This is a genomic window from Leifsonia sp. NCR5 (assembly GCF_002105485.1).
Taxonomy (GTDB): domain Bacteria; phylum Actinomycetota; class Actinomycetes; order Actinomycetales; family Microbacteriaceae; genus Leifsonia.
This window is the reverse complement of record NZ_NCSR01000011.1, coordinates 1-25,980: the sequence shown is the minus strand read 5'-3', so window position 1 is coordinate 25,980 and position 25,980 is coordinate 1. Positions and strand designations below refer to the sequence as shown.

Sequence of the window (25,980 nt, the reverse complement as noted above, 5' to 3'; positions counted from 1 at the left end):
TTCATCGTTAGCAGCATCTTCACTAAGGCTGGCGTTGGTGCAATAATTGCGCTGTAGCAACTAATCGAGGTGAGAAGGATGGACAAAGCAAGAGACGAGTTCGCAACCGAACGGGATTCTCTAGAGGGGCAGTACACCCAGCACGGGGACACCGCGCCACGCACGGTGCACGGTCAATACACCGAGACCGAGGCGGAGGCACCCGACCCGCACGTCGAGGGAGAGTACACCGGCGCCTCCCACCACGGTGAAGCACCAGAGGTGACGAGCACGGAGAAGCGTCACGGCAACTACCCGAAGGCGGAGCACTGACGTGGCAGGACGCCAATTCCGGTTCCTCAACGATCGCACGGTCGGCATGTCCGGCCTCGGCGATCCGATGGCGAACCGGTTGGTCCTGCTGTGCCATCCCACCGCGGGTGCGGCCGGATTCGATCCTGACCCGGTTCTGACCTCCACCTGGGGTGTGCATCTGGTGTCCTTCGACCGTCCGGGGTACGGCTCATCCGATCCCTATCCGGACGGCACAACTCCGTCCGCGGCGGCATGGGCAGATGACGTGGCCCACTATTTCACCCGGGCCGAAGCCACCGCGTCGTCCGTCGCGCACACCGATTTCGGGCGCATCGGCGTCATCGGATGGCGAGAGGGCGGCCTGTTCGCTGCGACCCTCGCCGCCCGTCACCCAGACCTCGTCGACCGTTTGGCGCTGGTCGGCTGCCCGGCTTGGCCGACGCTGGCGGACGCCCGCGAATCTGACGCGGAATCATGGTTCGATCCGAACCGACTGATCCCGCGGTTCTCCGAACGGGACACGAGTTCGTACGAGCGGCGTGTGAACCGGATGCTCGCCGACGCTCGGCTGCAGGGCAGCGTCGGCGTCGACACCGACGTGGCCTGCTTTGAGGCCGACCCGCCATCGCTCGAACGGGTCTCTGCCGACACTCTGATCGCGATCGGCAAACGAGACGACTACGCCACCCCCGTAGACGGGCGCTGGTTCAGCAAGCAACTTCCGCTGTCGCAGACTTTCGTGTCCGAGCGCGGCGGCCGCGACCTCATCGCCAGCGCCTGGCAACGCATCCTCGAACACGTCGCACCCGGCCACGGACACGTCGACGCGATCATCGCTCGCACCCACTGACCGTGCGTTCTGCGATGGCGTACATCCCCCTTCACCCCATCAGCCAACCGGAGTACCAGTGACAACGAGGTCCACTTCCGACGCCCGCCCGACGAAAGGCCACCGATGACACGTCGTGCCAGCCGAAAATCCGCACGCACAGCGGTGCGCGGCATCGATCGCATGGTGAAGAACGTGGAAACCGGACGCTTCGAACGATCCCTGTCCACGCTGACAGCCGTCGGTGCGCTCGTCACCGCGGGCGAGATCTTCTTCGAGCACGACAAAGCCAGTTTCGGCAACAAATGGATGTGGGTGCCGGTGGTCCTCGGACCGGTCGGCGCGGCAGCCGGCATCGCTGGCCTGCTCAGTCATCGAATGGCGAAAACCGTCTTGCCCGTAGCGTCGGCGACGATCATCGCGAATGGGCTCCAGGGCACCTACCTGCACGCCCGCGGCGTCGCCCAGAAACCTGGCGGGTGGCAAAACCTGCGCTACAACCTCGAAATGGGCCCCCCGCTCCTGGCGCCTCTGTTGGTGACGATGGTCGGCGGGATGGGACTGCTCGCCGCGATCCTGAGGCGCGAGAAATGACAACCCTGCCGCTCTCGCCAAGCAACGGCGGCGACCGTTTCCCCGGCTTCGATGTCCTCAGCCAACGTGAGCACTGGGATGCGGCCACCGAGGCCGTCGTCGAGTCACGGCTCGGGCTGCTGCCGCAGATGCGATTCTTCGACGTCGTCGAGGAAGCGTGCGCCACCGCACTCTTCGACCAGCTCCTCGATCAGCGCGATGAACCCCGGGTGCCCGTCACCCGGATGGTGGACTCCCGGCTGGCGGAGAAGGAGACCGACGGGTGGCACTACGACTCGATGCCGGCCGACCCGGACGCCTGGCGGCGTTCGTTGGCCGCCCTCGACGACGACGCGAACGCCACGTATGGTGCCGTGTTTGCTGACTGCGCCTGGAACGACCAGCATGCACTACTAGCCGACATTCAGCGCCTCGGATCCGCCGACTGGCATGGCATGCCAGCGTCGGCCGTGTGGGGGTTGTGGACCCGGTACGCGTGCACCGCGTTCTATTCACACCCGTCGGCGTGGAACGAGATCGGCTTCGCCGGCCCCGCCTACCCGCGCGGCTACAAGAACCTCGGCATCGACCGGCGTGAACCGTTCGAAGTCGCCGACGCGAACCCCGACGACGACCCCACCAGGACATCCGATGCCCGATAAGGTGCGGGAACGCAACGAGTCCGCATGGCTGCTCACGCCGAACGGCGCCGCGCCAGAACACCGCCTCCGCGACGACATGCGCCGCTTCGACGACAACGACGACGTGGACCTGGTCATCGTCGGGTGTGGTGCAGGCGGATCGACGCTCCTGCAACGGGCTGCGCGATCCGGCTGGACGGTCGTCGCCTTGGACGCCGGCCCGTTCTGGAACCCCGAAACCGACTGGGTCAGCGACGAAGCCGGCTCCCATCAGCTGTATTGGACAGAACCACGCCAGATCGGCGGCGGCGACCCCGTCCCGCTCGGATCCAACAACTCCGGCCGCGGAGTCGGCGGGTCGATGGTGCACTACGCCGGATACACCCCCCGGTTCCACCCCAGTGACTTCCACACCCGGACGGCGGATGGTGTCGGCGCTGACTGGCCGATCGCTTACGACGACCTCCGTCCCTATTACTCCGCCATCGAGGGCGAACTGCCGGTGGCGGGGGAGGACTGGCCGTGGGGCGACCCGCACTCGTACCCGCACCGCCCGCATCCCGTCTCCGGGAACGGGGAGGTGTTCCAACGCGGTGCCCTGGCGTGCGGGATCACGGCGAAGGTAGGACCGGTCGCGATCGCGAACGGCCGGTTCGGCAACCGGCCGCACTGCATCTACCGCGGCTTCTGCCTGCAGGGCTGCAAGGTCAACGCGAAGGCGTCACCGCTGATCACCCACATCCCGGACGCGCTCGCGCACGGCGCAGAAGTACGCGCGGACAGCATGGTGACCTCCATCGGCATCGACCAGCGCACCGGGCTAGCAAACGGCGTGCACTACGTGAAAGACGGCCGGCCACGGTTCCAGCACGCACGAATGGTCGCGATCGCCGGATACTCCATCGAGACACCCCGCCTGCTGCTGAACTCGACCTCCGCCCGCTTCCCGAATGGGCTCTGCAACGACTTCGACCAGGTCGGCCGCTTCCTGATGGTGCAGGGCGCACCGCAAACCGCCGGACGATTCGACGCAGAGATCCGAATGTGGAAAGGACCGCCACCGGAAGTCAGCACCGAACAGTTCTACGAAACCGACCCGACCAAACCGTACAAGCGCGGCTTCTCCATCCAGACCGTCTCCCCGCTACCGATCACCTGGGCGGAACACGTCATGGCAGAAGGCCGCTGGGGAGCGGACCTGCGCAACTACATGTCCGACTACGTGCACTGGGCCTGCTTCGGAGCGCTCTGCGAGTTCCTGCCCCAACCCGATAACCGGGTCACCCTCAGCGCGGAGAAGGACCGGTACGGGCTGCCGATCGCCCACTTCTCCTACACCCAATGCGACAACGACCGAGCGCTGGCCCATGCGGCGCAAAAGGTGATGGAGCGAATCCTCACCGCAGCCGGCGCCCGCGAGACCATCACCATCCAACGCTACGCACACCTCGTCGGCGGGGCCAGAATGGCCGCGCGTGAGGAAGACGGCGTGGTGGACGCTGACTGCCGCAGCTTCGCCGTTCCCAACCTGCTCATCACCGACGGCAGTGTCCTACCGACCCAGGGCAGCGCCAATCCGGCCCTGACCATCATGGCGATCGCCGCCCGCGCAGCCGACCGACTGCTGAAACACCCGAACAGAATCGAAAGAGGAATCACATGACAACGGTCAGCGAGTTTGTGATCGAGCGTATTAAAGCGTGGGGAGTCACTCGGGTGTTCGGGTTCCCCGGCGACGGCATCGGCGAGTTCGACGGTGCACTCGGGAAGGCCGAACGGGACGGTGTCGGCGTCGAATACATCCGACCCACCCACGAAGAGGTCTGCGCACTGATGGCGACAGCGCACGCCAAATTCACCGGCGAAACCGGCGTGTGCACCGCGACCTCGAGCCCGGGAGCGTTCCACCTGATCAACGGCCTCTACGACGCGAGGATGGACAACCAGCCCGTCGTCGCGATCGTCGGCCAGCAGGGCTTGAACTCCCTCGGAACCTTCAATCAGCAGGAGAACAACCTCGAACGGGTGTTCGCCGATGTCGCCTGCTACGTGCAGACCATCGTCTCGCCCGAACAGGCGCAGGCCGTGATCGACACCGCGTTCCGCACCGCCCGGGTGCGTCTGCAACCCGCGGTCGTCATCTTGCCTCACGACGTTCAAGGGATGAAGATGACGCCTCCCTCGCCTGAGATGTGGGTGTCACGGTCGAGCGCTGTCGCCCCGTCCACCTCTGTCGTCCCGCCGCGCAGCGAACTCGTGAAGGCGGCCGCGATCATCAACGCCGGGCGTAAAGTCACCTTCCTTGTCGGGCACGGCGCCAATGGGGCGACCGACGAGGTCCTCGAAGCGGCACGGCTCTCCGGCGCCGGAATCATCACGGCTCTACGCGGCAAGCAGGTGATCCCGGCCGAGATTCCCTATCACTCACAGCAGCTCGGACTGCTCGGGTCGCTGCCCAGCCTGCACCAGATCAAGGACTGCGACACGCTGGTGATGCTCGGCACCGACTACCCGTACGGTCAATTCCTGCCCGCTACCGGGCAGGCGCGGGCCATTCAGGTCGATCTCAAGCCTGAACAGCTGGGTTTGCGCTATCCCACCGAGCTGAACCTCTGGGGTGACGTGAAGGCCACGCTGGCAGAGCTCATCCCGCTCCTTGACGAAACGACCGACCTCGACTGGCAACAGAAGGTCGCCGACGAGATGGTCGAGTGGGAGTCGGAGATGGAAGCGCAGGCGCTGTTGCACTATGACGACGGTGTGAACCCGCGACGTGTGTATCACGAGCTCAACAAACGCCTGCCGCCGCAGGCCATCGTCACCGCCGACGCCGGGACAACAGCCGACTGGTACGGACACCACATCCGGCTGCGTCGCGGGATGCTCGGCGACCTCTCCGGTCGGCTCGCGACGATGCTCGCCGCGATGCCGTACGCGGTCGCTGCAAAGTTCGCATACTCGGACAGGACTGTCATCTGCACCATCGGTGACGGTGCGTTCCAGATGCTCGGCATGAACGAGCTCATCACGGTGAAGAAGTACATTGACCGGTGGGACAACCCGCAACTAATCGTCCTTGTCCTGCACAACAACGACCTCACCCAGGTGTCCTGGGAAATGCGGACTGAAGACGCGAACCCCGTGTGGAACACCGCCCAGGTGGTCGAGAGCGTCGACTACGCCGGCTGGGCGGAACTGCTCGGATTCCGCAGCATCACGGTCACCGATGACGACCAGGTCGTTGCAGCCTGGGACGACGCGTTCGCCCACCGGGGTGTGACGCTCATCGACGCACACACCAGCAAGAACGTGCCACCTCTGCCCCCGCACATCACTGCCGAATACGCGAAGAATACCGCGACAGCGTTGCTGAAAGGCGACCCGAGCGATATGGCGGTGATCCGCGACTCCGCAGCGGCACTGTTCGCCGAAGGGGTCGAGCGTGTCAAAGACCGACTGCACCTCGGTGACACAACTGACGAGAAGAGCGAATAGATGCGCTCGGCCGACTGGATCGACCAGCTCACGGTCAGCGCGTACACCGTGCCGACGACGACGGCTGGCGTCCCCCAACAGGAATCGGACGGCACCGCCGTGTGGGACTCGACCGGCGTGCTCGTCGTCGAGGCGGCGTCGGACGGGTTGGTCGGCCTGGGGTACGCATACACGTCCTCGGCGGCGGTCCGCGTCGTTCGAGATCAGCTCGCACCGATCGTGCTCGGTTCGAACACGATGGACATCGAATCGACGTTCTGGTCGATGGCTGAAACCATGCGCAACCTCGGCTGGGAAGGAGTGTGCGCAAGCGCGATCTCCGCCGTCGACATCGCGATCCATGACCTCCGAGCCAAGCGACTCGACACCGCTCTGGTCCGCCTCCTCGGTCGTGCCAGATCGAAGGTCATGGCGTACGGAAGCGGCGGATTCACCAGTTACTCTCCCGCTCAGCTTCACGGGCAGTTCAGCGCCTGGGCAGATCACGGCTTTCGCGCCGTGAAGATGAAGGTCGGATCGTCCCCGGCCGACGATGTGCAACGCGTGGCCGCGGCGCGGGCAGCGATCGGAACGCGAGTCGCCCTGTTCGTCGACGCGAACGGCGCATACGATCGCAAACAAGCGCTCGGGTTCTCGGAACGATTCCACGAGCAGGACGTCACCTGGTTCGAAGAACCCGTGTCCAGCGACGATCTGGCGGGACTCCGTTTTCTCCGCGACCGAGGTCCCGCGGGAATGCAGATCGCTGCGGGGGAGTACGGGTACACCCCGGCCTACTTCCTTCGCATGCTCAACGCCGGCGCCGTCGACACGATCCAGGCCGACGCAACCCGGTGCGGCGGAATCACGGGATTCACCCGAGCAGCTGCCATCGCGCAAGCCGCTGGTGTCCCGATCAGCGCGCACACGGCGCCGTCCATTCACGCAACCCTCGGCGCTGCCCTCTCCAATGTCGTGCATGTCGAGTATTTTCACGATCACGCGCACATCGAATCGCTCTTCTTCGACGGGCGTCCGGCGTTGACCGATGGAGACCTCGTACCCGACGCGAGTTCGCCGGGCCACGGTCTCACCCTGCGCAGGTCAGACAGCGAGCCTTATCTCGTCGACCAGCTGGTCATGACCCTCGACGAAGAGGGCCGGCGCTCGTCGCCTACGATTGCAGCGAAAAGGCGAAACGGCCGTCGTGGATAGGCTCGCCGCCCGCCGCACTGGCGAAGACTTCGAACGCGGCGGCCACTCGCTTCTGTTCCTCATCTGGAAGGCTCTCCAGCACCTGGGTCATGGCAGTGCGGCGCTGATCCAGAACGTGGTTCACCAGATCAGAGCCGGCGTCGGTCAATTCGAGCCGGATGTAGCGGCGATCGCTCGGGTGGTCTGAGCGAGTGATGTATCCGGCTTGCACCAATTTCTCGCACGCTCGCGTCGCATTCGAAGGATGGACACCCAACTCGGATGCGACGGCGCCGAGGTTCTGCGGGCCCGTTGCGGCGATCATCATCAGCACGCGAAGCTGCGGCGTCGTGACCCGGTCCTCGACCTCGAAGACGGATCGCGCGGCAACGCGCATCATGACATTCGCTGCCGACAGCGCTGCGTCTACGGCGCGTATAGCCGCCGGTCTCGAACTCGTCATGCTTTAAGTATTGCTCCAATCGTTGCGGACACGCAAACCTTGCGCGTTCTGGCGCTACTGTGGAAGAGGCTCGGGTGCACGGGACCCAGGGGAGATCCGCCACCGCTCAGGCCGAATTGTTTCCAATCGTCCCGCCGAGGAGAGACTGTGACCCAATCTGCAACCGTCCTTCGAGAACTGCTTGTCGGCAACGCCCGATTCGTGGCCGGTACGCCACTGCATCCGCATCAGGACGTCGACCGGCGTGCGCACCTGTCGGCATCGCAGGCGCCGATTGTCGCGATCTTCGGGTGTTCGGATTCACGTCTCGCCGCAGAGATCATCTTCGACCTCGGGCTCGGCGACGCGTTCGTGATCCGCAACGCAGGACAGGTCGTCTCCGAATCGGTTCTCGGTTCGCTGGAATACGCGGTCGCAGTCCTGCACGTCCCTCTCGTCGTCGTCCTCGGTCACGACTCCTGCGGAGCGGTCGCTGCGGCTATCGACGCCCAGTCCGCCCACCCGCCGCTTCTGCCTGACCACATCAGGACGCTGATTGCTCCGATCGGCAGCGCTGTGCGCAGGGTCGCCGCGTCGACCGTCGACATCGATCCCGCCGAGGTCGGACGAGAGCACCTCCGCGACACCGTCACCGAGATCATCGAACGTTCCACCGTGATCCAGGCTGCTGTGGGCGCAGGCGAGCTCGCCGTGGTCGGCGCCAATTACAAGCTCGCCGAAGGCGCAGTTGCGCCCGATCGGGTCGTCGGACTGCTGGACGTCGACGCGCCACGGAACCACGGAGCGGCATGAAGGCCGTCCGGCCTCTGGCCGAGGAGCGCTTGTCTCCGGCGAACGGCGTGACGCATGTGGCCGTGCGACCGAAGGTGCTGTACACGGGTACGCCCGTATTCCTCGTCGCGACCGAGAACGATGAGGGCACGTTCAATCTCGCGCCCGCATCCTCCTATTGGGCACTCGGTCAGATGATGGTCCTCGGGATCGAGAGCGACGGTCAGACGATCGAGAACCTGACGCGCCGCGCAGACCTTACCGTCAATTTCGCATCACCGGAACTCTGGTCTGCCGTGGAGGTGCTGGCTGAGGTCACAGGGCGCAACGTCGTCCCCGATGCGAAAGCGGACCGCTACCGGTATGTGCGCGACAAGTTCGCTCTCGCCGGCCTGCATCCAGAAGCCTCGGACCTCGTCGTGCCACCGCGCGTTGCCGAATGCGCTCTCCAGCTCGAAGCGCGGGCCCGGCGGCTGACCACCGGTATCGAACCCGGCTACGTCATCGTCGAGGCGGAGGTCGTGCGCGTTCACGCCGACCCGCGCCTTCTCGTCGACGGCACCGATCGGATCGACCCGCAGCAGTGGAATCCGATCATCTTCAGCTTTCGGCAGTACTTTCAGCTCGGAGCGTCGCTCGGGGCGCGCGGGTCGGGCGAGGTGGACACGGTCGAGTCGGACGGCCCGGAAGCCGCGACGACGCCTGGGGGAGCGCAGTGAGCGGCACCCGGATCTTCACGATCGGCCACTCCACGCACCCGCTTCTGGATTTCGTGGGGATGGTGAGAGCGCACGGCGTGGAGACGATCGTTGATGTGCGGAGCATCCCGAAATCGCGACACAACCCACAGTACGGAATCAGCGTGCTGCCCCAGGAGCTCGCCGCGACCGACCTCGGATACCATCTCATTGAGAAACTCGGTGGTCTCCGCCATGGCAATCGCACGGACCTGAACGGCGGGTGGCGCAACGCATCGTTCCGGGCGTACGCCGACTACATGCAATCGCCTGCCTTCTCGGCAGGCCTGGACGAACTCATCTCCATCGCCGCCGACACAGTCGTCGCGATAATGTGCGCCGAGGCGGTTCCTTGGCGGTGTCACCGCTCACTGATCGCGGATGCGCTGCTCATCCGCCGCTTCGACATCATCGACATCTTCTCCAGAACCAATGCGAAACCGCACGGGCTCACCTCCTTCGCTCGCGTCGACGGGGAACGGATCACATACCCCGGCGATGACGCGGATCAGCCTGACCAACGCGCCCATCATCGCGGTTGATGGGAATGCGATCCTCTGTGGTGCTCGCACCGCCGGCCAACAGATGGAACGCGCTCCGCACGAGAGCGGTGTGACTGTACGCCTGCGGCGTGTTGCCCAGTTGACGGTGCGAGTGCGGGTCCCACTCCTCGCTCAATAGCCCGACGTCGTTGCGAAGCTCGAGGAGACGACCGAAGAGTTTGGCCGCCTCGGCAGAACGACCGGCGCCGTTCAAAGCGTCGACAAGCCAGAATGAGCACGCGATGAAGACGCCCTCCGTGCCGGGCAGCCCATCGTCGCTTTGTTCGGGGCGGTATCGCAGGACGAGTCCGTCTTCGGTCAGGTCTTTCCGAATAGCGTCGATCGTTCCGACCACCCGAGGGTCGTCGCCCGGCAGGAACCCGACCCGCGGGATGAGTAACAGGGATGCATCGAGTTCATTGCTTCCGTATGCCTGCACGAACGTGTTGCGTGATCGGTCGAAACCGTGCTCGAGAATGTCACGCCGAATCTCGGCTCGCATCTGCTCCCACTGTCGAACAGGGCCAGGCAGATCGAATCGGCGGGCGCCGTGGATCATCCTGTCGGCGGCCACCCAGCTCATGACCTTCGAGTATGTGAAGTGCTGCCGCGGACCGCGCATCTCCCACAGACCGTTGTCCGGGTCGCGCCAGGTACCCGCCACGTGTTCGAGGAGCGCGCATTGAAGGTCCCATGCGTCCTTTTCGTCCGCGCCGATCGACGTTCGAGCAAGCGCGAGGCCGCCCAGTACCTCTCCCCAGACATCGAGTTGGAACTGATCGGCGGCCGCATTTCCGATGCGTACTGGCGCCGAATCGGCGAAACCGGTCAGCCAGTCCAGTCTCTCCTCCGGGAATCGGCGGCGACCATCCAGCCCGTACATGATCTGCAACTCCGCAGGGTCCCCGGCAACTGCCCGGAGAAGCCAATCTCGCCAGGAGCGGGCTTCGTCCGTGTATCCGGCGGTGAGCAGCGCCTGAAGAGTGAATGTGGCGTCGCGCAACCAGCAGAATCGGTAGTCCCAGTTGCGTGGCCCACCGAGTTGTTCTGGCAATGACGTGGTCGCCGCGGCGACGATACCGCCGGTGGGTGCATACGTGAGCGCTTTCAGGGTGATGAGGGACCGTTGGATAGCGTCTCTGTTCGGTCCGGAGGCGGTGCTCTGCGCGCTCCACGTTCTCCAATACCCCTCGGTCGCTGCGAGCGCAGCGTCAGGGTCGGCGGGTTGAGGTCGAGGCAGGTGGCTAGGAGTCCACGTAAGCGAGAAGCGTACTCGGTCGCCGGCGCTCACGGTGAATTCTGCTGCCGTGCGCATATCGCGACCGGTGAGCGGAATGTCGGAGGTGATCTGGACGGAGTCAGGTCCTGCGACGGCGAGGATTCCCCGGTCGGTGCGCGTCACCCAAGGAACCACATGGCCGTAGTCGAAGCGCAGTACGAGTTCCAGCTGCATCGGCACGGAGCCGGAGAGGCCTTCGACGATCCGCACCAATTCAGCGCTCTCGCCTCGGAGGGGCATGAAATCGGTTACTCTCACATGACCATCGCTGGTCTCCCATTCTGTGTCGAGAATGAGCGTATCGCCGCGGTAGCTACGGCGCGTGCAGCGAGATGAGCCAGCGGGTGTCACGATCCAGCGTCCAGCAGATTCCTCATCCAGCAGGGCTGCGAAACACGCCGGAGAGTCGAAACGCGGCAGGCAGAGCCAATCGATCGAGCCGTCAGCGGCCACCAGCGCGGCGGTGTGGAGGTCGCCGATAATCGCGTGGTCCTCGATACGTGATCCATTCACCGGTCGGCACTGCCATGCGTGACGCGTGCGACGCCACGGAGGATGCCGCCGGGGACTACCGCGGAGTTCTCGTACATATCCATTGCGACACCTTTCGTCAGAACTGCGATCCATGCAACCACATACTTGCGCAAATGCAATAGTTGCCCTTACGCGGGTATGCTCGACGAGTGAGACGCGCGCATAGGTTCGCGCGCCAGAGAGGACGGTGCAGGCATGGGAGCTCTTCCGCTGTGGCTCCTTGTCCTGATCTTCGTCGGTGGAGCAGCAGTGATCTGGGTCGCCGGGATTCAGCTGTCCAAGACCACCGACGTACTGGACACCCGGCTGCATCTCGGAGACGCGCTCGGTGGCTTGATCGTGCTGGCGGTCGCTACGAACCTTCCGGAAATCGCGATCACGGTCAGCGCCGCGCTCTCCGGCTCGATCGATGTCGCGGTGGGGAACATCCTCGGCGGCATCGCGATCCAGACGGTGGTGATCGTCGTCCTCGACACCTTCGGCAAGCGCGGTAAAGACGTGAAACCGATCACCTATCGCGCGGCTTCGCTCGGCCTCGTTCTGGAAGCGGTCGTAGTGATCGCCGTCCTCGCTGTTGTCATCGCGGGTAGTCAGCTTCCGCCCGGCCTGCTCTTTGCTCGCGTCACACCTGACGTGTTGTTGATCGCGGCGATCTGGGTCATCGGACTGTTCCTCGTGCACCGGGCAGGGAAGGGCCTGCCATGGCACCAAAACGGCGCCGCGCCGGACACGACCACGCCGCATCCGAGCGGACACCGCACTCGAACGAGGAAGAACTCGACACAGATGAGCACGGCACGCGCGGCCGTGATCTTCGGCGTGTCGGCCGTCGCAACCCTTATCGCCGGAGTCGCGCTCGAACAGGCCGGCGATGCAGCCGCGAGCAGAATCGGTCTCTCTGGTGTGCTGTTCGGGGCGACTTGGCTCGCGCTGGCCACGAGCCTTCCCGAGATCTCCACGGGTTTGCAAGCCGTAAAACAGGGCGACGACAACCTCGCCATCAGCGACATCTTCGGCGGGAACGCGTTCCTGCCCGTCCTCTTTCTCGTCGCCTCGCTCATCAGTGGCAAAGCGGTTCTTCCGCAAGCCCACTCGAGCGACATCTACCTGACAGCGCTCGCGGCGCTCCTGACCGTCGTCTATGCGATCGGACTGGTGTTCCGGCCCCGCAGACATGTCGCCGGGATGGGTCTCGATTCCCTCATCGTCCTATTGCTTTACATCATCGGAATCGGTGGCCTCGTTGCCATCACGATCAGCTGATGTCCGATCGAGTACCGTTCATCGCTGCTCTCGATGCCGAGGCTGTGGTCGACGGCCGCTGCCGGAGACCCTGGCCCCGCATCCCCTCGATCCACTTCGCGCGTTGTTCCGCGATTGCGAAGATGGTCCAGGGGCGCAATCCACGACCTGCGCCGCGCCGCATCCACGGAAGGCGGCGGCGCCTCCGCCCTCGACGTCGAATCCCACGCGCCGCGCCAAACAAGAGACGTCGATCCGGTGGCCGACGTCGGCTCCCGCGCTCACGTCGACGCTGGCTGCTGCGCGGCGCAGGTCGTGGACGGTCGCAGGTCGAGCTCGGTGCTGCGAGCGTGCCCCGATTGCGCCGGTCTCCCCGTCGTAACTACGGGCCTAGACGGTTCGTGCTGCGGTGTCGACGCTATACAGGCCGGCGACTAGGCGATGAAGGCAACGTCGCCCTAATCCCGGCTCCCTTCGTGGCTTCTCGCGAGGTGTAGACGTCGGCCGACCGCTTAGAACCATCTCACCGGACAACCGTCGTTCCTGGTTTGACCGTTGCGGAAGGGCGGGAGGCATGGACGAAAGCGGCGTCAGATTCGCGTGCGGAAATGGCTCCAGTTCTCGAACGGGTCGGCGAGAGCGGAACTGATGTCGCGGGCGCTGGCGCGAGGTCCTTGAGCCCGTGCCGGAACTAGTTCCTTCCACCATAGCGTCGGCGTCTGAGGCACGACTGCTGGATGAATGTGATTCATCGGCAGGGGAGTGAGACTCGTGAGCCCCATGCGCGTGTTGCACCACCATTTGAGTGCGTTCGCCGTTGGCAGCTCACGGATCAGCGTTCGTGACAACATTTTGACAACACTCGGGTGAAACCGAGGAGCATCGCGTGATAGCGAGGAACGTCTCACCTGCCCGATATTCCGCGGATGTCCGCTAGGTGTCTGAGGTGAGCTGGGACCGCGCTAGAGTTCGAATCCCACGCCCTCCGCCGTGACGTTCGGCGCGGCCATCCCGACTCATCGTGGCCCGCCTGGCAACCATCCCCGCTCTCACTCTGGCCAGGCCGGCGTTCGTGGAGGACGACCTCGCCGGGGCTACCTGCGGCGTTAGAGAGCTGCGACGAATCGAGTGATGGCGTCGCTGAGCGCTTCCGGGAGCTCGAGCGGCATGAGGTGGCCCGTGCCCGGCAACACGGCGAACTCCGCGTCTGCGAGATAGGGCACCAGATTGTCGCGCAGGACTTCGACCGGTTCGACCTGGTCGTGCTCGCCCGCGACCACGAGGGCGGGCACGTCGATCCGGCGGGTGCGGTCGCTGATGTCCTCCGCGATCCCGTGCAGGGGCCACTCGGTGCGCGCATCGTCGCTCCCGCTGGCCAGGGAGTCCGCGATGACCTGGTCGGCCAAGGTCGTGGGCAGCGTCGTAGCGGTCAGCACGTGGTCGCGTGCCCCGGCGACGGACTCCGCCGAGTCGTAGGCGTGGGAGAGGCCCGCCTGGTACTCCGGAGTGATCATCGCTGCAGGCTTTGCGGGCCCGGAGCCGACGAGCACGATCCCGCGCAGGCCATCCGGCCGCGTGGCGGCGGCCAGCTGGGCCACCTTGCCGCCCATGGAGTGGCCGACCAGCACGTAATCGTCGATGCCGGCGACGGAGGTCGACGCGAGTGCATCGTCAGCGAGCTGTTGCAGTGTGTACGGGCCGGGGAGGCTGCCGGAGCGCCCCCAGCCCCGCTGGTCGATAGCGATGGTGTCGCGTCCGTCGAGCCGATCCCGTACGCGATCCCACGTGCGGGCGGAGCCGCCCCAGTAGTGCAGGAACACGAGCGTCGGGCCGGTGCCGCTGCTGTGGTCGAAGGCCGGGCGATCGATGTGGTGCGTTTCGGTCACGATTCTCCTCAGTCGGGTTCGATTGGCTTCTCCTATGCAAGCGCGAGCATGATGCAGGGTCATCGGGAGGACCGGACGTGTCATGGTGCAAAATGGACTCATGCCGTCGATCACGCAGATGCGTTATCGGACCCCCAACCTCGTAGCCCAGCAGGTCGAGACCCTCACCTTCGACCGGCTGCGCTCGATGAACGACGGAGGCACTCAGCGTGCCGACTTCCATGTTCTTGCGCTGGTCGACGAAGGTTCGGGCTCGATCACGGTGGACTTCGCCGATCACGCTCTTTCCCCGGGTTCCGTCGTGTGGGTCACAGCAGGCGCTGTGCACCGATGGGGCGAGGTCGCCGACCTCGCCGGCCGGCTGATCCTGTTCATTCCGACCGCGCCGGTCACGGAGGCGACCCGCGCGCTCGTCGCGACTCCGAGCGTTCAACCCGTATGGCGCATCCCGGCCGAAGAGCGACGATTCGTCGCTGCGGCAGTCGAACACCTCGTGCTGGAGACGGAGAATCCAGCGCCGGGCGCTTCGGCGGAGCTGCCGGCGATCCTGCTCTCGGCGCTCCTCGCCCGGCTCCGACCAACCCTGGCGGTCACAGATGTGGAGAACCGGCTGTTCGTGGCGTTCAGGGAGCGCGTGGAGGCGGACTTCCGGGAACACCACGACGCCGAGCACTACGCGCGTGCCCTGGGGTACGCCCCTCGCACCCTTTCGCGAGCTGTTTCGCGGGCGACGGGGTCGACAGCGAAGGCGTGGCTGGTCGAGCGGATCGTGCTCGAGGCGAAGCGGTTGCTCGCCCATGAGGAACTGACGGCGACCGCGTGCGCCGCCGTGCTCGGCTTCACGGACGCGTCGAACTTCTCGGTGTTCTTCCGTCAGGCGACAGGGGAGAGACCGGGAGCGTGGCAGAAGGCAGCGGTGGCGAGGGGCACCAGAGCGCCCGCCGGGCTCAGTTCCGCGCGTCCTTCCGGCGGCGGGCGATCATGATCAGGGCCAGACCGATGAGGATCAGGCCCAGGGTCGGTCCGGCGAGCCAGCTGGGGGCGTCCTGGCCGGTGGATGCGAGCGGGCCACCGGGCGCTGCGCCTGCGTCTGCGCCGCCCCCGGCGCCTCCGCCCGCGCCGTCCCCTCCGCCGGCGCCCGGCTGAGGTGCTGCCGCGATGGTCGACGCCGCTTCCAGGTAGCCGGTCGTGCCGTCGGTTCTGATGCCGGCGGCGACGAAGGTGTGATGGCCGAGAAGCTTCGGCACCTGGATGGTCGCGACGAACGTTCCGTCGGCTTCGGCGGTCGCGTGTCCGAGGACGACGGGGACCGAGTAGATGCCGATGGTGATCGGCGCGCCCGCGGCGAAGCCGCCCCCGCTGAGGTGCAGGGTCTGTCCGGCCGTTGCGCGGGCAGGGGCGCCGTGTAGTGTCCCGGTGCTGGTGGGGAGGACCTGCGGGAGGATGCTGGCCCTCGGCGGCGTGACCTGCACGGCGAGCGACTGCACCGCATCCGGATTCACACCGTTGGAGGCCGTGACGGTCAGCGGATACGTGCCGGGCGCGACGCTCGTCGTCCCGGACAGGGTGCCGGTCCCATCGCCGTTGTCGGTGAAGGTGAGGCCGCCGGGCACAGCGCCGCCGACGGTCAGGATCGTCGGAGTGGACGGGAGCCCGGCGTCGGTGGTGACCGTGAACGAGCCGCGAACCCCTGCGGTGAAAGCGGCCGTCGGGTCACTGGTGATTCTGGGCGGCCCGACGACGGTCAGGACGAGGTTCTGCACCGTGTCGGCCGCTGCACCGTTGGACTCGGTGATCGTCAGCGAGTACGTACCCGGGGCGTCGGGGGTGCCGGACAGGATGGCGGTTCCATCGCCGTTGTCGACGAACGTCACGCCGGACGGCAGCGACCCGGTCGCGGTCAGGGTCGGCGGCGTCGGGTGGCCGCCTGCCGTCGTGACGGTGAAGCTTCCGGCCGAGCCGGCAGTGAATGTCACGTGATCGTCGCTCGTGATGGTGCCGGACTCGTTGACCACGAGCGTGAACGCCTGGTCGGTGTGCCCGGCGGAGTTCGTCGCGGTGATGGTCAACGGATAGGTTCCACCTGTTCCGGCGGCGGGTGTGCCCGAGAGGGTCGCCGAGCCGTCACCGGCGTCGGCGAAGGCCACTCCGGCCGGCAGCGTCCCCGTCTCGGTCAGCGCGGTGGCGGACGGGAAGCCCGCTGTCGTGCCGATCGTGAACGTCCTCGCGGTGCCGACCGTGAAGGCCTCTGTGCTCGGCGTGGTTACCGCGGGAAGCTCGGTGATCGTCAACGTGAACGATTGCGTCGTGCTGGAGACCGGACCGTTCGATGCGGTCAGGGTCAGCGGGTAGCTGCCGCCCGAGCCGGTGGCGGGTGTGCCGGCGACGCTCGCCGTCCCGTCGCCGTTGTCGACGAACGAGATTCCGCCGGGGAGCGCTCCGGCGGCGGCGATCGCGGTGGCCGTCGGCGTGCCAGGGGTGGTGGTGACCGCGAAGCTTCCCGCAGCTCCGACCGCGAATGTGGTGTGGTCGGCGCTGGTGATGGCGGGCGCTGCGTTCACGGTGAGGGTGAAGCTCTGGACCGAATCCGGCGCCACCCCGTTGCTCGCGGTGATCGTGACCGGGAAGACCCCGTCGGCGGTCGGCGTCCCGGCCACGTCGGCGGTGCCGTCGCCGTTGTCGGTGAACGTCACGCCGGCGGGCAAGGTGCCCGTCGTGGTGATGACCGTCGCGCTCGGCTGCCCGGCAGCAGTGGTCACCGTGAAGTCGGCCGCGGCCCCGGAGCTGAAGGTCGCGTGGTCCGCGCTGGTGATGGTCGGCGGCTGCGTGACCGTCAGGGTGAAGGTCTGTGTGGCATCCGCCGCCGCCCCGTTGGCCGCCGTGAGCGTCAGTGTGTAGACGCCGCCGGTGTTGAAGGCAGGGGTGCCGGCAATGGTCGCGGTGCCGTCGCCCTGATCGGCGAACGTCAGACCGGCCGGCAGGGACCCCTGCTCCGTCAGCTGCGTCGCAACGGGGAAGCCCGGGGACGTCGTGATGGTGAACGAGCCGGCCTGACCCGTGGCGAATGTCGCGTGGTCGGTGCTGGTGATCTGAGGTGACCCGGTGACGGTCAGCCGGAAGCTCTGCACCGCCGGTGCGGTCGTTCCCCCCGTCGCTGCCGCGTGCACCGTCACGTCATAGGTGCCGGCCGTTCCGGCCGCGGGTGTGCCGGACAGCGCGGCCGTCCCGTCCCCGGAGTCGACGAACGTGACGCCTGACGGCAGGGCGCCCGTCTCGGTGAGTGCCGTGCTCGTCGGGAAGCCACCGGTCGTGGTCACGGTGAACGCACCTGCCGAGCCGACCGAGAACGTCGCGTGGTCGGCGCTGGTGATCGTCGGAGACTGGTCCACGGTGAGTGTGAAGGTCTGCGATGCGCTCGGGGTGAACCCGTTCGCGGCTCGAAGCGTGAAGGAGTATGTTCCGCCCGATCCGGCAGGTGGAGTGCCCGCGAGTGAGCCGGTCCCGTCGCCGTTGTCGGTCAGCGTGAGCCAGGCGGGGAATTGCGCGCCCGACCTCGACAGCGTGGCGGTCGGGCTGCCGCTGGTGGTGACCCCGAAGTTTCCGGCGGCACCGGCCGAGAAGGTCGTCGTGTTCGCGCTGGTGAAGGCGGGGGCCGTCCCGACCAGCAGCGTTGCGGCGGTGGTCGTGGCGGAGGAGACCAGGTTGGTGAAGACGGCGCGGTACATGTTGCCGTCATCGGTGCTGGTAGCGGTGAATGTGTATGTGGTGCTCGTGGCTCCGGCGATGTTCGCGTACGACACTCCGCCGTTCGTCGAACGCTGCCACTGAACGGTCGGAGCCGGCACGCCGCTGGCGGCGGCGATGAAGCTCGTCGATGTGCCGGGGTTCACGGTCTGGTCGGCCGGATTGGCGGTGATGGCCGGGGCCTGGTTCACCTGGATCGTCAGGGTTTGCGATCCGTTCGGGGAGACGCCGTTGGTGGCCCCGAGTGTGACGGGGTATGTCCCGCCCGTGCCGGCGGAAGGGGTGCCCGCGAGGGTGGCCGTCCCATTCCCGTTGTCGGTGAAGGTGAGTCCGGCCGGCAGGGATCCGGACTCTGTGATCGTCGTCACCGTCGGCAGCCCGCTCGTCGTGACCGTGAAGCTGCCCGCGGAGCCTGCCCGGAAGGTCGCGGTCGACGAGCTCGTGAACACTGGGGACTGGCCGACCGTCATCGTGAACGCCTGCGTCGCATTCGGTGAGGTGCCGTTGGACGCCGTCAGAGTGACCGCGAAAGTTCCGCCCGGTCCGGTCGGAGTGCCCGCGAACGTCGCCGACCCGTCGCCGTTGTCGGTGAAGGTCAGACCGGCAGGCAGCGTCCCGCTCTCGGTGGTCGCCGGCTTCGGATAACCGGTGGTCGTCACGGTGAAGGACACTGCCTGGCCGACCGTGAAGTTCGCACTGTTCGGGCTGGTGATGGCGGGCGCCTGGTTGACCGTCACCGTCGTCGATACCGTGGCGTTGTCGAAGGTCGCAGTGACCGGATCCGGTCCGGTGGTCGTCGCGCCCGAGTGGTAGTCGATGCTCGCCACTCCGGCGCTGAGCACCGCGGAGTGGGCACCCGGCGCGGTCGTGACGGTCGCATCGCCCGGCGGGTCGGAGAATGTCACGGGTTGCCCGGCGAAGGCGCCCAGATTGGAAGCACTCACGGCTCCGCCGGCGCTGTCCGTGAGCAGGGAAGCGCTGATCGTCGAGGTGGCGTTCGGCCCCACCACGGTAGCGGGTGTTGCGGTCGCCGTCAGCACCAGGCGTGGGCTGAGGGCTGCTGCACCGCTGACCGTGTCGCATCCCGCGCTGCCGGGTCCGGCGTTGCACCCCCACCAGTTGTAGGCCGCGTCGGTCGTGGCACCCGTGTGCAGCGCGCTGCCTGACGGTGCACTGTTGCCGGTGAAGCGGTTGTAGTGCAGGGTCGTGGTGCCGCTGGTGGCCTCGATCGCCCCGCCGACGTCGAGGGAGGAACCGCCGCTGACGCTGTTCCCGGTGAAGGTCGAGCCGGTCACGGTCAGGTTGCCGCTCTGCTGCCAGATCGCTGCGCCCACGGCTGGGCCCGATCCGGAGGTCGCGGTGACCGTGTTGTTCACGAAGCGGCTGTCGGCCACGACGAAGTTGCTGCCCGTCGTGCCGAAGAGCGCAAGGGCGCCACCGGTCGAGGTTCCCGTGTCGCCGTGCGAGTTGGTGACGCTGTTGCCGCTGAACGTTGCATTGGTGATGCTCAGCCCCTCGGACGACGCGGACCCGTTCGCCCCGTACGCGAGCCCGGAGCCATAGCTCGAACCGGACGAGTTGTTGCTGAAGGTGGAATTCGTGATCGTCAACTGTCCACCGAAGAACTGCACGCCGCCGCCTGGCTTGTTCGTCACGTTCGGGGCCGCACCGTTGGCGACGTTGCCGGTCACGACCACGTTCGTCAGCGTCAGGGAGTCGCCCGTGGCGCTGTAGTTCGAGCCGCCGATGATCCCGGCGCCGCCGAAGGTGGAGTCCGCCCCGCCGGTGATGGTGATTCCGGAGAACGAGTTGGTAATGCCGCCGACGATGTTCTTGTCCAGGTTGAAGACCCGGCTGAGGCCGCCCGCGTTCACGATGGTGCTTGCCGGACCGGCACCGACGAGAGCGACGTTGCTCCCGGATGCGATGCCGGGGGCGAGCTCGCCGGCCGTCAGGTTGTATGTCCCGGCCGGGAGGTTGATGGTGACCGCGCCGCCGACGTTGTTCGCGAGACAGGTGGCTTCCCGCAGGCTGAGCGGGCTGGGCGGGGTCGTGATGCCCGTGTTTCCGCACGCACCCGAGGATGCCGCGGTGTCCGCTGTGGTGGTGACGGTGTACGTCGTTCCCGCCGCGTACGCCGTGCTGGGCAGCAGCGCGAACTGCGCCGCCACGGCGAGAGTCGCGACGATCGCCACTCCCGGGAGAACGCGGCCGATCTTCAGGGCTCGGAACATACTCATACCGGGACGTCTCCTTCGCGGCGGTATGAAACCGCTCCCCATGGCGTGCCGCGTCTCGCCGACCACGACGCACCGATGCGGCACGCGATCACGCGGAGCGACAGCGCGCTCACGCTATCAGATAACGGATGTCCGCCCGGTTTCTTCACCGCGGCGGCCGGTTTCGGTGAGCGTGCCCATCACCCCGCGGAGCCAAGTCGTGATCTCCATCGAGACCGTCCAGTTCGACCCGCGGGACACCGGCGACGACGAAGAACCGTTCGGGGGCCTCTTCGACTTCTGATCCTCGCGGGCGGTCGTCGGACGGTTCCTGAGAGTTGCTCTCCTTTGCTAGGCGACCAGAGCGTTACATGATAGACATCAGTTAGTAGAGGCAGACCGGGCGGTATCGCATTCTGTTCATAACCCTTTCCCAACTGAGGGATTGCGTGTGACTATGCATCGTTCTCGTCGTATTCGTTCCGGTTTGATCGTGCTCTCGATCGCGGCCGGCGGCTGTCTGGCTCTCGTCGCCGGAGGCGCGGCCCAGGCCGCGACCACAATCAATGGCCCCATCGATCTGGGGAACGCCACGTCGTTCGGCGTTCTCGGCGGGAGCGCGGTGACCAACACCGGCCCCTCCGTGATCAACGCGGATGTCGGCGTCAGCCCCGGCACATCGGTCACCGGTTTCACCGGGCCTCCCGCTGGCAGCTTCACGGGCACCCTGCACCAGACGGACGCATTCGCGGGTCAGGCACAGGCAGACCTGACGACAGCATTCAATTCGGCGGCCGGTTTGACGCCGACCACGTCGGGGCTCGGCGATCTGACGGGCAAGTCGCTCACACCGGGCGTCTACTCGGGCGGCGCGCTCTCTCTCACCGGCAACCTCACCCTCGCCGGGAGCGCGAACTCGGTCTGGGTGTTCCAGGCGGCGAGCACCCTGATCACCGGGTCCGCGAGCACGATCACGCTCACCGGCGGAGCCTCGTCGTGCAACGTGTTCTGGAAGGTGGGAAGCTCCGCAACGCTCGGCAGCTCGTCTCTCTTCGTCGGAACGATCATGGCCGACCAGTCGATCACCGCGACGACCGGCGCCGCCGTCAGCGGACGCCTGCTCGCTCGGACCGCGGCCGTCACCCTCGACGACAATACGGTCACGCTGCCCAGTGGATGCGCGGCTCCCGCCGCGCCCGTCGTCACCGGCAGCCCGGCGATCACCTCGGGCACACCGACGGACGGGGTCGTGGGAACGCCCTACTCGTTCGACGTGACCGCATCCGGTACGCCGGCAGCCACCTTCGCCGTGGCCGCAGGCACCCTCCCGGCCGGGCTTCAGCTGAACACGGCGACCGGTGAGATCTCCGGCACCCCGACAGGGGCGGGCAGCAGCACGTACACGATCACGGCGACGAACGGGGTCGCGCCCGACGTGTCGGCCATCTACACGACGACGATCACCCCTGCGGCCGTCGTGGGAACCCCGGGAACCCCGGGAACGCCAGGAACGCCGGTAACCCCAGTGACCCCGCAGGATGTTGCCACCCCGACAACCGGCGCAGGCGAACTCGCGAACACCGGCTCCAACGCTGACGGTGTCTGGTGGATCGGCGGTGCGGCCCTGGTCGTGTTCGGCACCCTCCTCACGCTCGTCCTGTCTCGTCGCCGCGGCGCCCATCGTCAGTAGCCGTTTCGCCGATCCGGGTGGTTGCGAGAGGATCGTTGGATGATCCGCGTAGTGCTCTTCGACCTCGACGGCGTGATTCGGCACTTCGACCCGGCGCACGCCGCAGACATCGAACAGAGACACGGGCTTGAGGCGGGAACGCTCGAAGGCATCGCGTTCGCGCAGCCACTGATCGACGACGTCACAACCGGTCGAATCAGCAGAGCCGACTGGATGCGTCGGGTCGGCGCCCTGGTCGGCAGCGCGGCGGCCGCGGAGGAATGGGGTTCTCAATCGCCGGTCGTCGATGAGGAACTTCTGGAGCTTTCCGACGAGATCCGCGCCGTGGGGCTGAGGACGGCCGTGCTCACGAACGGGACGGACACCATCCACGCCGAGATCGCCGCGATGGGTATCGGCAACAGGTTCGATGCCGTCTTCAACTCGGCCGATATCGGGTACGTGAAGCCCGACATCCGTGCCTTCGGGCACGTCCTCGACGCCCTCGGGGTCTGGGCGGAGGACGTGTTCTTCACCGACGACTCCGCCTCGAAACTGGTGGGCGCCGACGCTCTCTCTATACGAACCCACCGCTTCGAGGGCGTCGCCGGCCTCCGTCGTCAGCTCATCCAGGCAGGCGTCGCCGTCACCGAGCCCGAGCGCGTTCGCCGATAGTCACGCAGCACCGTCGGCCGCACGCGCCAGGAACGCCAGGATCCTCACCGCGGCTTCGCGCGGTTCTCGGATCATCGTCTCGTGCCGGTGACCGGGCACCTCCAGGTACTGGGCGCCCGGGATGGTCTCCGCCACCTCCGTGCACCAGGGCCGCGGGCAGACCCGGTCGTCGGCGCCGCGCAGCACCAGCGTCGGCACCGCGACCCGTGGGTAGGCGAATTCCGGACGGTGCACCAGCATGGCGTGCAGCTTGCGCCGGAGGTTCGGGCCGGCGCGCAGGTATTCGCGGCCGCCGCGGTAGAGGACGAGCGGCTTCTCCGGGGCGAGGTCGCGGAGCAGCCGCCAGAGCTGAGGCGCCAGCCGGCGCGCGCTCGGGTCCACCGTCGGCGCGACCAGCACCAGTCGCTCGACCAGTGCGGGATGCCGCACGGTCAGTTCCGTGGCGATCTGCGTGCCCATCGAATGGCCGATCGCCACGACGGGGCCGTGGTCGCGCGAGCGGAGGTAGGCGGCGAGGAGGTCGGCCGTCCGCTCCATCGTCAGGGTGCGCGGAGGCTCAGGGGCGTCCCCGTATCCGGGCTGGTCGATGGCGACAACGCGGCCGTGGGTGGCGAGGATGTCGACGAGTCCGTCGAAGACTTTGCGGCCCATCCCGATCCCGTGGATGAGCAGGAAGACCGGGCGACCGTCGCCGCGTTCTTCGGCGATCAGTGTCGCACCGGCGTGAGTGAACTCGACGATGACGGGAGCGGACTCTGACACGGTACGACGATAGCGCGGCGGCCGCGATCGGGCGGAAACACCCGTGAAACGTCGCGCATCTACGCTTGCGCCATGTCCTCGTCGAATACGAGCGGGTCTGGGGAGTGGCGGCGATTCACCGACGGTTCGATCGAGCGGGAGATGCTCGTCGCACTCAGTCACCGCGTCGGTGTGGCCTTGCGCCCGCGTTCGCTCACCCTGGCGGGCGGCACGAGGGTCGAAGTCGAGGGGATGGATCCGGCCGGCACCGTCGTGGTGCAGCTCGTGGCGAACCAGGGCGCGTACAAGCCGTCGTATCGCAACAAGGTGATGGCCGACATGTTCAAGCTCCTCTGGCTGCGGTCGAGCGTTCCCGAGGTGGAGCGCGCCGTGCTCGTGGTCACCGCGCTGACCGCCCAGGCGCTGAACGGCTGGGTGGCCGTCGCTGCCGCCGACCTCGGCGTCGAGGTCTACGTGTTCGACGGCAGTGAGGTGGCCTCGCTGCCCCGCCAGAGTTAACGTGCGCGCAATCTTGCGGTGCTGCTGCACGAAACACGGCCTGAATAGGTTGGGGTCATAACAAGCGGACTCCGCGTGGCAGACATCGAACTCGCTACGCACGCTCTCCGCCATCTGGGAACGGGCATGTGTGTCCGTACACGGTATGGAGGGTGCGAATGGTTACACCAGCGGTAGAGCTGAGTTCCGTCGGCAAGGTCTACGGATACGGCCCGTCGGCGATGATCGCGCTGAACGACGTTCAGCTGTCCATCGAACCGGGGAAGTTCGTCAGCCTGATCGGGCCGAGTGGATGCGGCAAGTCGACGCTCCTCCGGATCGTGGCCGGCCTCGAGACCGCCGATCGCGGAGACGTGCGGGTGCACGACGTGACGCCCGCGGAGGCCGGAGCGGCGAAACTGATCGGGCTGGTTCCGCAGACCCCGGCACTCCTGCCGTGGTTGTCCGTGCTCAAGAACGTGACGCTGCCGCGGAAGATCAACCCTGGCGCTGCCAAGCGGCGGGAGCGCATCGGCGACCTGGCCACCCGCCAGGAGGGCAGCGGCGCCCCCGACATGCTCGAACTGCTCGACCGCGCCGGACTCGCCGAGGCCGCCGACAAGCTCCCCGCCCAGCTCTCCGGCGGGATGCAGCAGCGGGTCGCCATCGTGCGGGCGTTCGGGCTGCAACCGGATGTGCTGCTGATGGACGAGCCGTTCTCCGCGCTCGACGAGTTCACGCGCGAGAGCCTGCAGGACCAGCTGCTCGACCTGTGGGACGAGCTGAAGACGACCGTGGTGTTCGTGACCCACTCCGTCTCCGAAGCCGTGCGCATGTCGGACACCGTCGTCGTCATGGCGCCGCGACCGGGACGCATCGTCGACGTGATCGACATCGACCTGCCCCGCCCGCGCAACCAGAAACTGTTCGAAGAGCGCCGGTTCCACGAATACGAAGACCTGATCAGAGATCGCCTGCACACCGCGTGGCGATCGACGGATGCGGCGTGAGGGAGATCGAGATGACTGTCGCAACGAATCGGGTCCCCGTGTCGCAGCACGTCGAGGCCGAGCCGCCTGCCGAGCTCTCGCGGTTCAGCCTGAAGCATCCCCGGTCGCGGATCGCGTGGATCCGGCCGGCCGTCTGGCTGCCGCTGGTGGTGATGCTCGCCGTCCTCGCCGTCCTCTGGCAGTGGGGCGCAGCATCCATGCCGTACCTGCTGCCGCCGCTGCAGGCCATCGGCGACTCGCTGGCGGGCAACCTCGGCTACTACCTCGGCAACGCGCTGATCACGCTGGGGGAGGCGACCGCCGGGCTGGCCATCGGCTTCGTCGCCGCCTTCGTGGTCGCCGTGCTCATCAGCGAGCTGCCGGTGGCGCGGAGAGCCATCATGCCGATCGCCGTCGTGCTCAACGTCACGCCGCTGGTCGCCATCGCTCCCGCGCTGGTCGTCGCGTTCGGCTTCGGGCCGCTGCCGAAACTGATCATCACGGCCCTGATCTGTTTCTTCCCGATCCTGATCAACACGGCGGTGGGCCTCCGGTCCGTGCCGCAGCAGGTGATGCAGGTGTACAAGACGATGAACGCCTCCCGGCTGGAGATGCTCGTGCACCTGCGGGTGCCCAACGCGCTGCCGTACATCTTCGCCGCGCTGCGCATCGTCTTCCCGCTCTCGATCATCGGCGCCGTCGTGGCCGAGCTCTCCGCATCCGGTTCGACGGGCGGACTCGGCACGGTCATCAGCGTCGCATCGTCGATGAACCAGCTCGCCGTCGTCTACTCCTCGATCTTCGTCCTCGCCGTCATGGGCGTCCTTCTGCTCGCACTCATCACGCTGATCGAGCGCCGCGTCCTGCACTGGCACGAGAGCTCGACGGACTAGCCGACCGCCGCTCACCGACCACCTCACGCTGCCGCCCCCGCGGCAACGGCGGTCGTCCCGTGTCTCCACCCACCCACAGCACCCCTGCACCAC

The 25,980-nt window shown here is 66.8% G+C and carries 22 protein-coding genes; 17 read left to right on the top strand and 5 right to left on the bottom strand.

All coding sequences use genetic code 11. The features are described from left to right. Positions 1-78 precede the first annotated feature (78 nt). The 7 genes from B7438_RS10815 to B7438_RS10785 all read left to right on the top strand — a co-directional run bounded on the left by B7438_RS10815 (position 79) and on the right by B7438_RS10785 (position 7,026). Complete coding sequence (locus B7438_RS10815; RefSeq protein WP_085369565.1) at positions 79-312, top strand: hypothetical protein; 234 nt, start codon at positions 79-81, stop codon at positions 310-312. Positions 313-358: 46 nt separating this feature from the next. Continuing rightward, positions 359-1,144 (top strand): alpha/beta fold hydrolase, encoded by a 786-nt coding sequence (locus tag B7438_RS10810; protein ID WP_143465795.1) that lies wholly within the window; start codon positions 359-361, stop codon positions 1,142-1,144. 105 nt (positions 1,145-1,249) lie between these two features. Continuing rightward, positions 1,250-1,717 carry a hypothetical protein gene (locus tag B7438_RS10805; RefSeq protein ID WP_085369563.1) on the top strand — a complete coding sequence of 156 codons (468 nt, stop codon included), beginning with the start codon at positions 1,250-1,252 and terminating at the stop codon, positions 1,715-1,717. Beyond that, entirely contained in the window at positions 1,714-2,358 is a 645-nt protein-coding gene (locus B7438_RS10800; RefSeq protein WP_085369562.1) for a gluconate 2-dehydrogenase subunit 3 family protein, read from the top strand. The genes B7438_RS10805 and B7438_RS10800 overlap by 4 nt, the downstream gene beginning before the upstream one ends. Continuing rightward, complete coding sequence (locus B7438_RS10795) at positions 2,348-4,000, top strand: GMC family oxidoreductase (RefSeq protein ID WP_085369561.1); 1,653 nt, start codon at positions 2,348-2,350, stop codon at positions 3,998-4,000. Before B7438_RS10800 ends, B7438_RS10795 begins: the two co-directional genes overlap by 11 nt. After that, a complete protein-coding gene (locus B7438_RS10790) occupies positions 3,997-5,832 on the top strand; it encodes a thiamine pyrophosphate-requiring protein (protein WP_085369560.1) in 1,836 nt (611 codons plus the stop codon). Before B7438_RS10795 ends, B7438_RS10790 begins: the two co-directional genes overlap by 4 nt. After that, positions 5,833-7,026, top strand: a complete 1,194-nt coding sequence (locus B7438_RS10785) for an enolase C-terminal domain-like protein (protein WP_085369559.1) — start codon at positions 5,833-5,835, stop codon at positions 7,024-7,026. On the opposite strand, the gene B7438_RS10780 is transcribed toward B7438_RS10785, so the two are convergent. Beyond that, a complete protein-coding gene (locus tag B7438_RS10780) occupies positions 6,986-7,468 on the bottom strand; it encodes a MarR family winged helix-turn-helix transcriptional regulator (RefSeq protein WP_085369558.1) in 483 nt (160 codons plus the stop codon). The two genes, B7438_RS10785 and B7438_RS10780, sit on opposite strands and share 41 nt — an antisense overlap. Before the next feature lie 147 nt (positions 7,469-7,615). Here B7438_RS10780 and B7438_RS10775 point away from each other — a divergent pair, with 147 nt between their 5' ends. From B7438_RS10775 to B7438_RS10765, 3 genes are read left to right on the top strand one after another with little or no spacing between them, the layout of a single operon-like run. After that, the gene (locus B7438_RS10775; RefSeq protein ID WP_085369557.1) at positions 7,616-8,260 is read left to right on the top strand and encodes a carbonic anhydrase; all 645 of its coding nucleotides are present in this window, start codon (positions 7,616-7,618) and stop codon (positions 8,258-8,260) included. Then, a complete protein-coding gene (locus B7438_RS10770) occupies positions 8,257-8,958 on the top strand; it encodes a flavin reductase family protein (RefSeq protein WP_085369556.1) in 702 nt (233 codons plus the stop codon). The genes B7438_RS10775 and B7438_RS10770 overlap by 4 nt, the downstream gene beginning before the upstream one ends. After that, positions 8,955-9,518 carry a DUF488 family protein gene (locus B7438_RS10765; RefSeq protein WP_247597300.1) on the top strand — a complete coding sequence of 188 codons (564 nt, stop codon included), beginning with the start codon at positions 8,955-8,957 and terminating at the stop codon, positions 9,516-9,518. Before B7438_RS10770 ends, B7438_RS10765 begins: the two co-directional genes overlap by 4 nt. Here B7438_RS10765 and B7438_RS10760 read toward each other — a convergent pair. Then, positions 9,460-11,310, bottom strand: a complete 1,851-nt coding sequence (locus B7438_RS10760) for a glycoside hydrolase family 15 protein (protein WP_256921978.1) — start codon at positions 11,308-11,310, stop codon at positions 9,460-9,462. The genes B7438_RS10765 and B7438_RS10760 overlap by 59 nt on opposite strands. A 216-nt stretch (positions 11,311-11,526) precedes the next feature. Here B7438_RS10760 and B7438_RS10755 point away from each other — a divergent pair, with 216 nt between their 5' ends. Beyond that, positions 11,527-12,594, top strand: coding sequence for a sodium:calcium antiporter (locus tag B7438_RS10755; protein WP_085369554.1), 1,068 nt, complete (start codon positions 11,527-11,529; stop codon positions 12,592-12,594). Between the two features lie 1,085 nt (positions 12,595-13,679). Here B7438_RS10755 and B7438_RS10750 read toward each other — a convergent pair. Next, on the bottom strand, positions 13,680-14,459 hold the full coding sequence (locus tag B7438_RS10750) for an alpha/beta fold hydrolase (protein ID WP_218775160.1): 780 nt from the start codon (positions 14,457-14,459) through the stop codon (positions 13,680-13,682). Positions 14,460-14,559: 100 nt separating this feature from the next. Between B7438_RS10750 and B7438_RS10745 the strand changes: the two genes are divergently transcribed. After that, on the top strand, positions 14,560-15,444 hold the full coding sequence (locus B7438_RS10745) for an AraC family transcriptional regulator (RefSeq protein ID WP_085369552.1): 885 nt from the start codon (positions 14,560-14,562) through the stop codon (positions 15,442-15,444). Here the strand turns inward: B7438_RS10745 and B7438_RS10740 are convergent. Next, complete coding sequence (locus B7438_RS10740; RefSeq protein WP_143465791.1) at positions 15,407-20,443, bottom strand: putative Ig domain-containing protein; 5,037 nt, start codon at positions 20,441-20,443, stop codon at positions 15,407-15,409. The genes B7438_RS10745 and B7438_RS10740 overlap by 38 nt on opposite strands. A 472-nt stretch (positions 20,444-20,915) precedes the next feature. Between B7438_RS10740 and B7438_RS10735 the strand changes: the two genes are divergently transcribed. Both B7438_RS10735 and B7438_RS10730 read left to right on the top strand, forming a co-directional pair. Next, complete coding sequence (locus B7438_RS10735) at positions 20,916-22,112, top strand: ice-binding family protein (RefSeq protein WP_179150788.1); 1,197 nt, start codon at positions 20,916-20,918, stop codon at positions 22,110-22,112. Positions 22,113-22,151: 39 nt separating this feature from the next. Then, entirely contained in the window at positions 22,152-22,766 is a 615-nt protein-coding gene (locus B7438_RS10730; protein ID WP_085369549.1) for an HAD family hydrolase, read from the top strand. Here the strand turns inward: B7438_RS10730 and B7438_RS10725 are convergent, their stop codons facing one another. Beyond that, positions 22,767-23,528: an alpha/beta fold hydrolase gene (locus B7438_RS10725; RefSeq protein ID WP_085369548.1), complete on the bottom strand. Its 762-nt coding sequence runs from the start codon at positions 23,526-23,528 to the stop codon at positions 22,767-22,769. A 72-nt stretch (positions 23,529-23,600) separates the two neighbouring features. Here B7438_RS10725 and B7438_RS10720 point away from each other — a divergent pair, with 72 nt between their 5' ends. From B7438_RS10720 to B7438_RS10710, 3 genes are all read left to right on the top strand, one after another. Further along, a complete protein-coding gene (locus B7438_RS10720) occupies positions 23,601-24,026 on the top strand; it encodes a hypothetical protein (RefSeq protein WP_085369547.1) in 426 nt (141 codons plus the stop codon). A 158-nt stretch (positions 24,027-24,184) separates the two neighbouring features. Beyond that, complete coding sequence (locus B7438_RS10715) at positions 24,185-25,015, top strand: ABC transporter ATP-binding protein (RefSeq protein ID WP_085369546.1); 831 nt, start codon at positions 24,185-24,187, stop codon at positions 25,013-25,015. Positions 25,016-25,026: 11 nt separating this feature from the next. Beyond that, positions 25,027-25,887: an ABC transporter permease gene (locus B7438_RS10710; RefSeq protein WP_085369706.1), complete on the top strand. Its 861-nt coding sequence runs from the start codon at positions 25,027-25,029 to the stop codon at positions 25,885-25,887. Positions 25,888-25,980: the final 93 nt, after the last annotated feature.

What these genes read in the sequence shown, in the direction of transcription:
- B7438_RS10815 (WP_085369565.1), top strand. Translation starts at nt 79, where the DNA reads ATGGACAAAGCAAGAGACGAGTTCGCAACCGAACGGGATTCTCTAGAG.
- B7438_RS10810 (WP_143465795.1), top strand. Translation starts at nt 359, where the DNA reads ATGTCCGGCCTCGGCGATCCGATGGCGAACCGGTTGGTCCTGCTGTGC.
- B7438_RS10805 (WP_085369563.1), top strand. Translation starts at nt 1,250, where the DNA reads ATGACACGTCGTGCCAGCCGAAAATCCGCACGCACAGCGGTGCGCGGC.
- B7438_RS10800 (WP_085369562.1), top strand. Translation starts at nt 1,714, where the DNA reads ATGACAACCCTGCCGCTCTCGCCAAGCAACGGCGGCGACCGTTTCCCC.
- B7438_RS10795 (WP_085369561.1), top strand. Translation starts at nt 2,348, where the DNA reads ATGCCCGATAAGGTGCGGGAACGCAACGAGTCCGCATGGCTGCTCACG.
- B7438_RS10790 (WP_085369560.1), top strand. Translation starts at nt 3,997, where the DNA reads ATGACAACGGTCAGCGAGTTTGTGATCGAGCGTATTAAAGCGTGGGGA.
- B7438_RS10785 (WP_085369559.1), top strand. Translation starts at nt 5,833, where the DNA reads ATGCGCTCGGCCGACTGGATCGACCAGCTCACGGTCAGCGCGTACACC.
- B7438_RS10780 (WP_085369558.1), bottom strand. Translation starts at nt 7,468, where the DNA reads ATGACGAGTTCGAGACCGGCGGCTATACGCGCCGTAGACGCAGCGCTG.
- B7438_RS10770 (WP_085369556.1), top strand. Translation starts at nt 8,257, where the DNA reads ATGAAGGCCGTCCGGCCTCTGGCCGAGGAGCGCTTGTCTCCGGCGAAC.
- B7438_RS10755 (WP_085369554.1), top strand. Translation starts at nt 11,527, where the DNA reads ATGGGAGCTCTTCCGCTGTGGCTCCTTGTCCTGATCTTCGTCGGTGGA.
- B7438_RS10745 (WP_085369552.1), top strand. Translation starts at nt 14,560, where the DNA reads ATGCCGTCGATCACGCAGATGCGTTATCGGACCCCCAACCTCGTAGCC.
- B7438_RS10740 (WP_143465791.1), bottom strand. Translation starts at nt 20,443, where the DNA reads ATGAGTATGTTCCGAGCCCTGAAGATCGGCCGCGTTCTCCCGGGAGTG.
- B7438_RS10730 (WP_085369549.1), top strand. Translation starts at nt 22,152, where the DNA reads ATGATCCGCGTAGTGCTCTTCGACCTCGACGGCGTGATTCGGCACTTC.
- B7438_RS10720 (WP_085369547.1), top strand. Translation starts at nt 23,601, where the DNA reads ATGTCCTCGTCGAATACGAGCGGGTCTGGGGAGTGGCGGCGATTCACC.
- B7438_RS10715 (WP_085369546.1), top strand. Translation starts at nt 24,185, where the DNA reads ATGGTTACACCAGCGGTAGAGCTGAGTTCCGTCGGCAAGGTCTACGGA.
- B7438_RS10710 (WP_085369706.1), top strand. Translation starts at nt 25,027, where the DNA reads ATGACTGTCGCAACGAATCGGGTCCCCGTGTCGCAGCACGTCGAGGCC.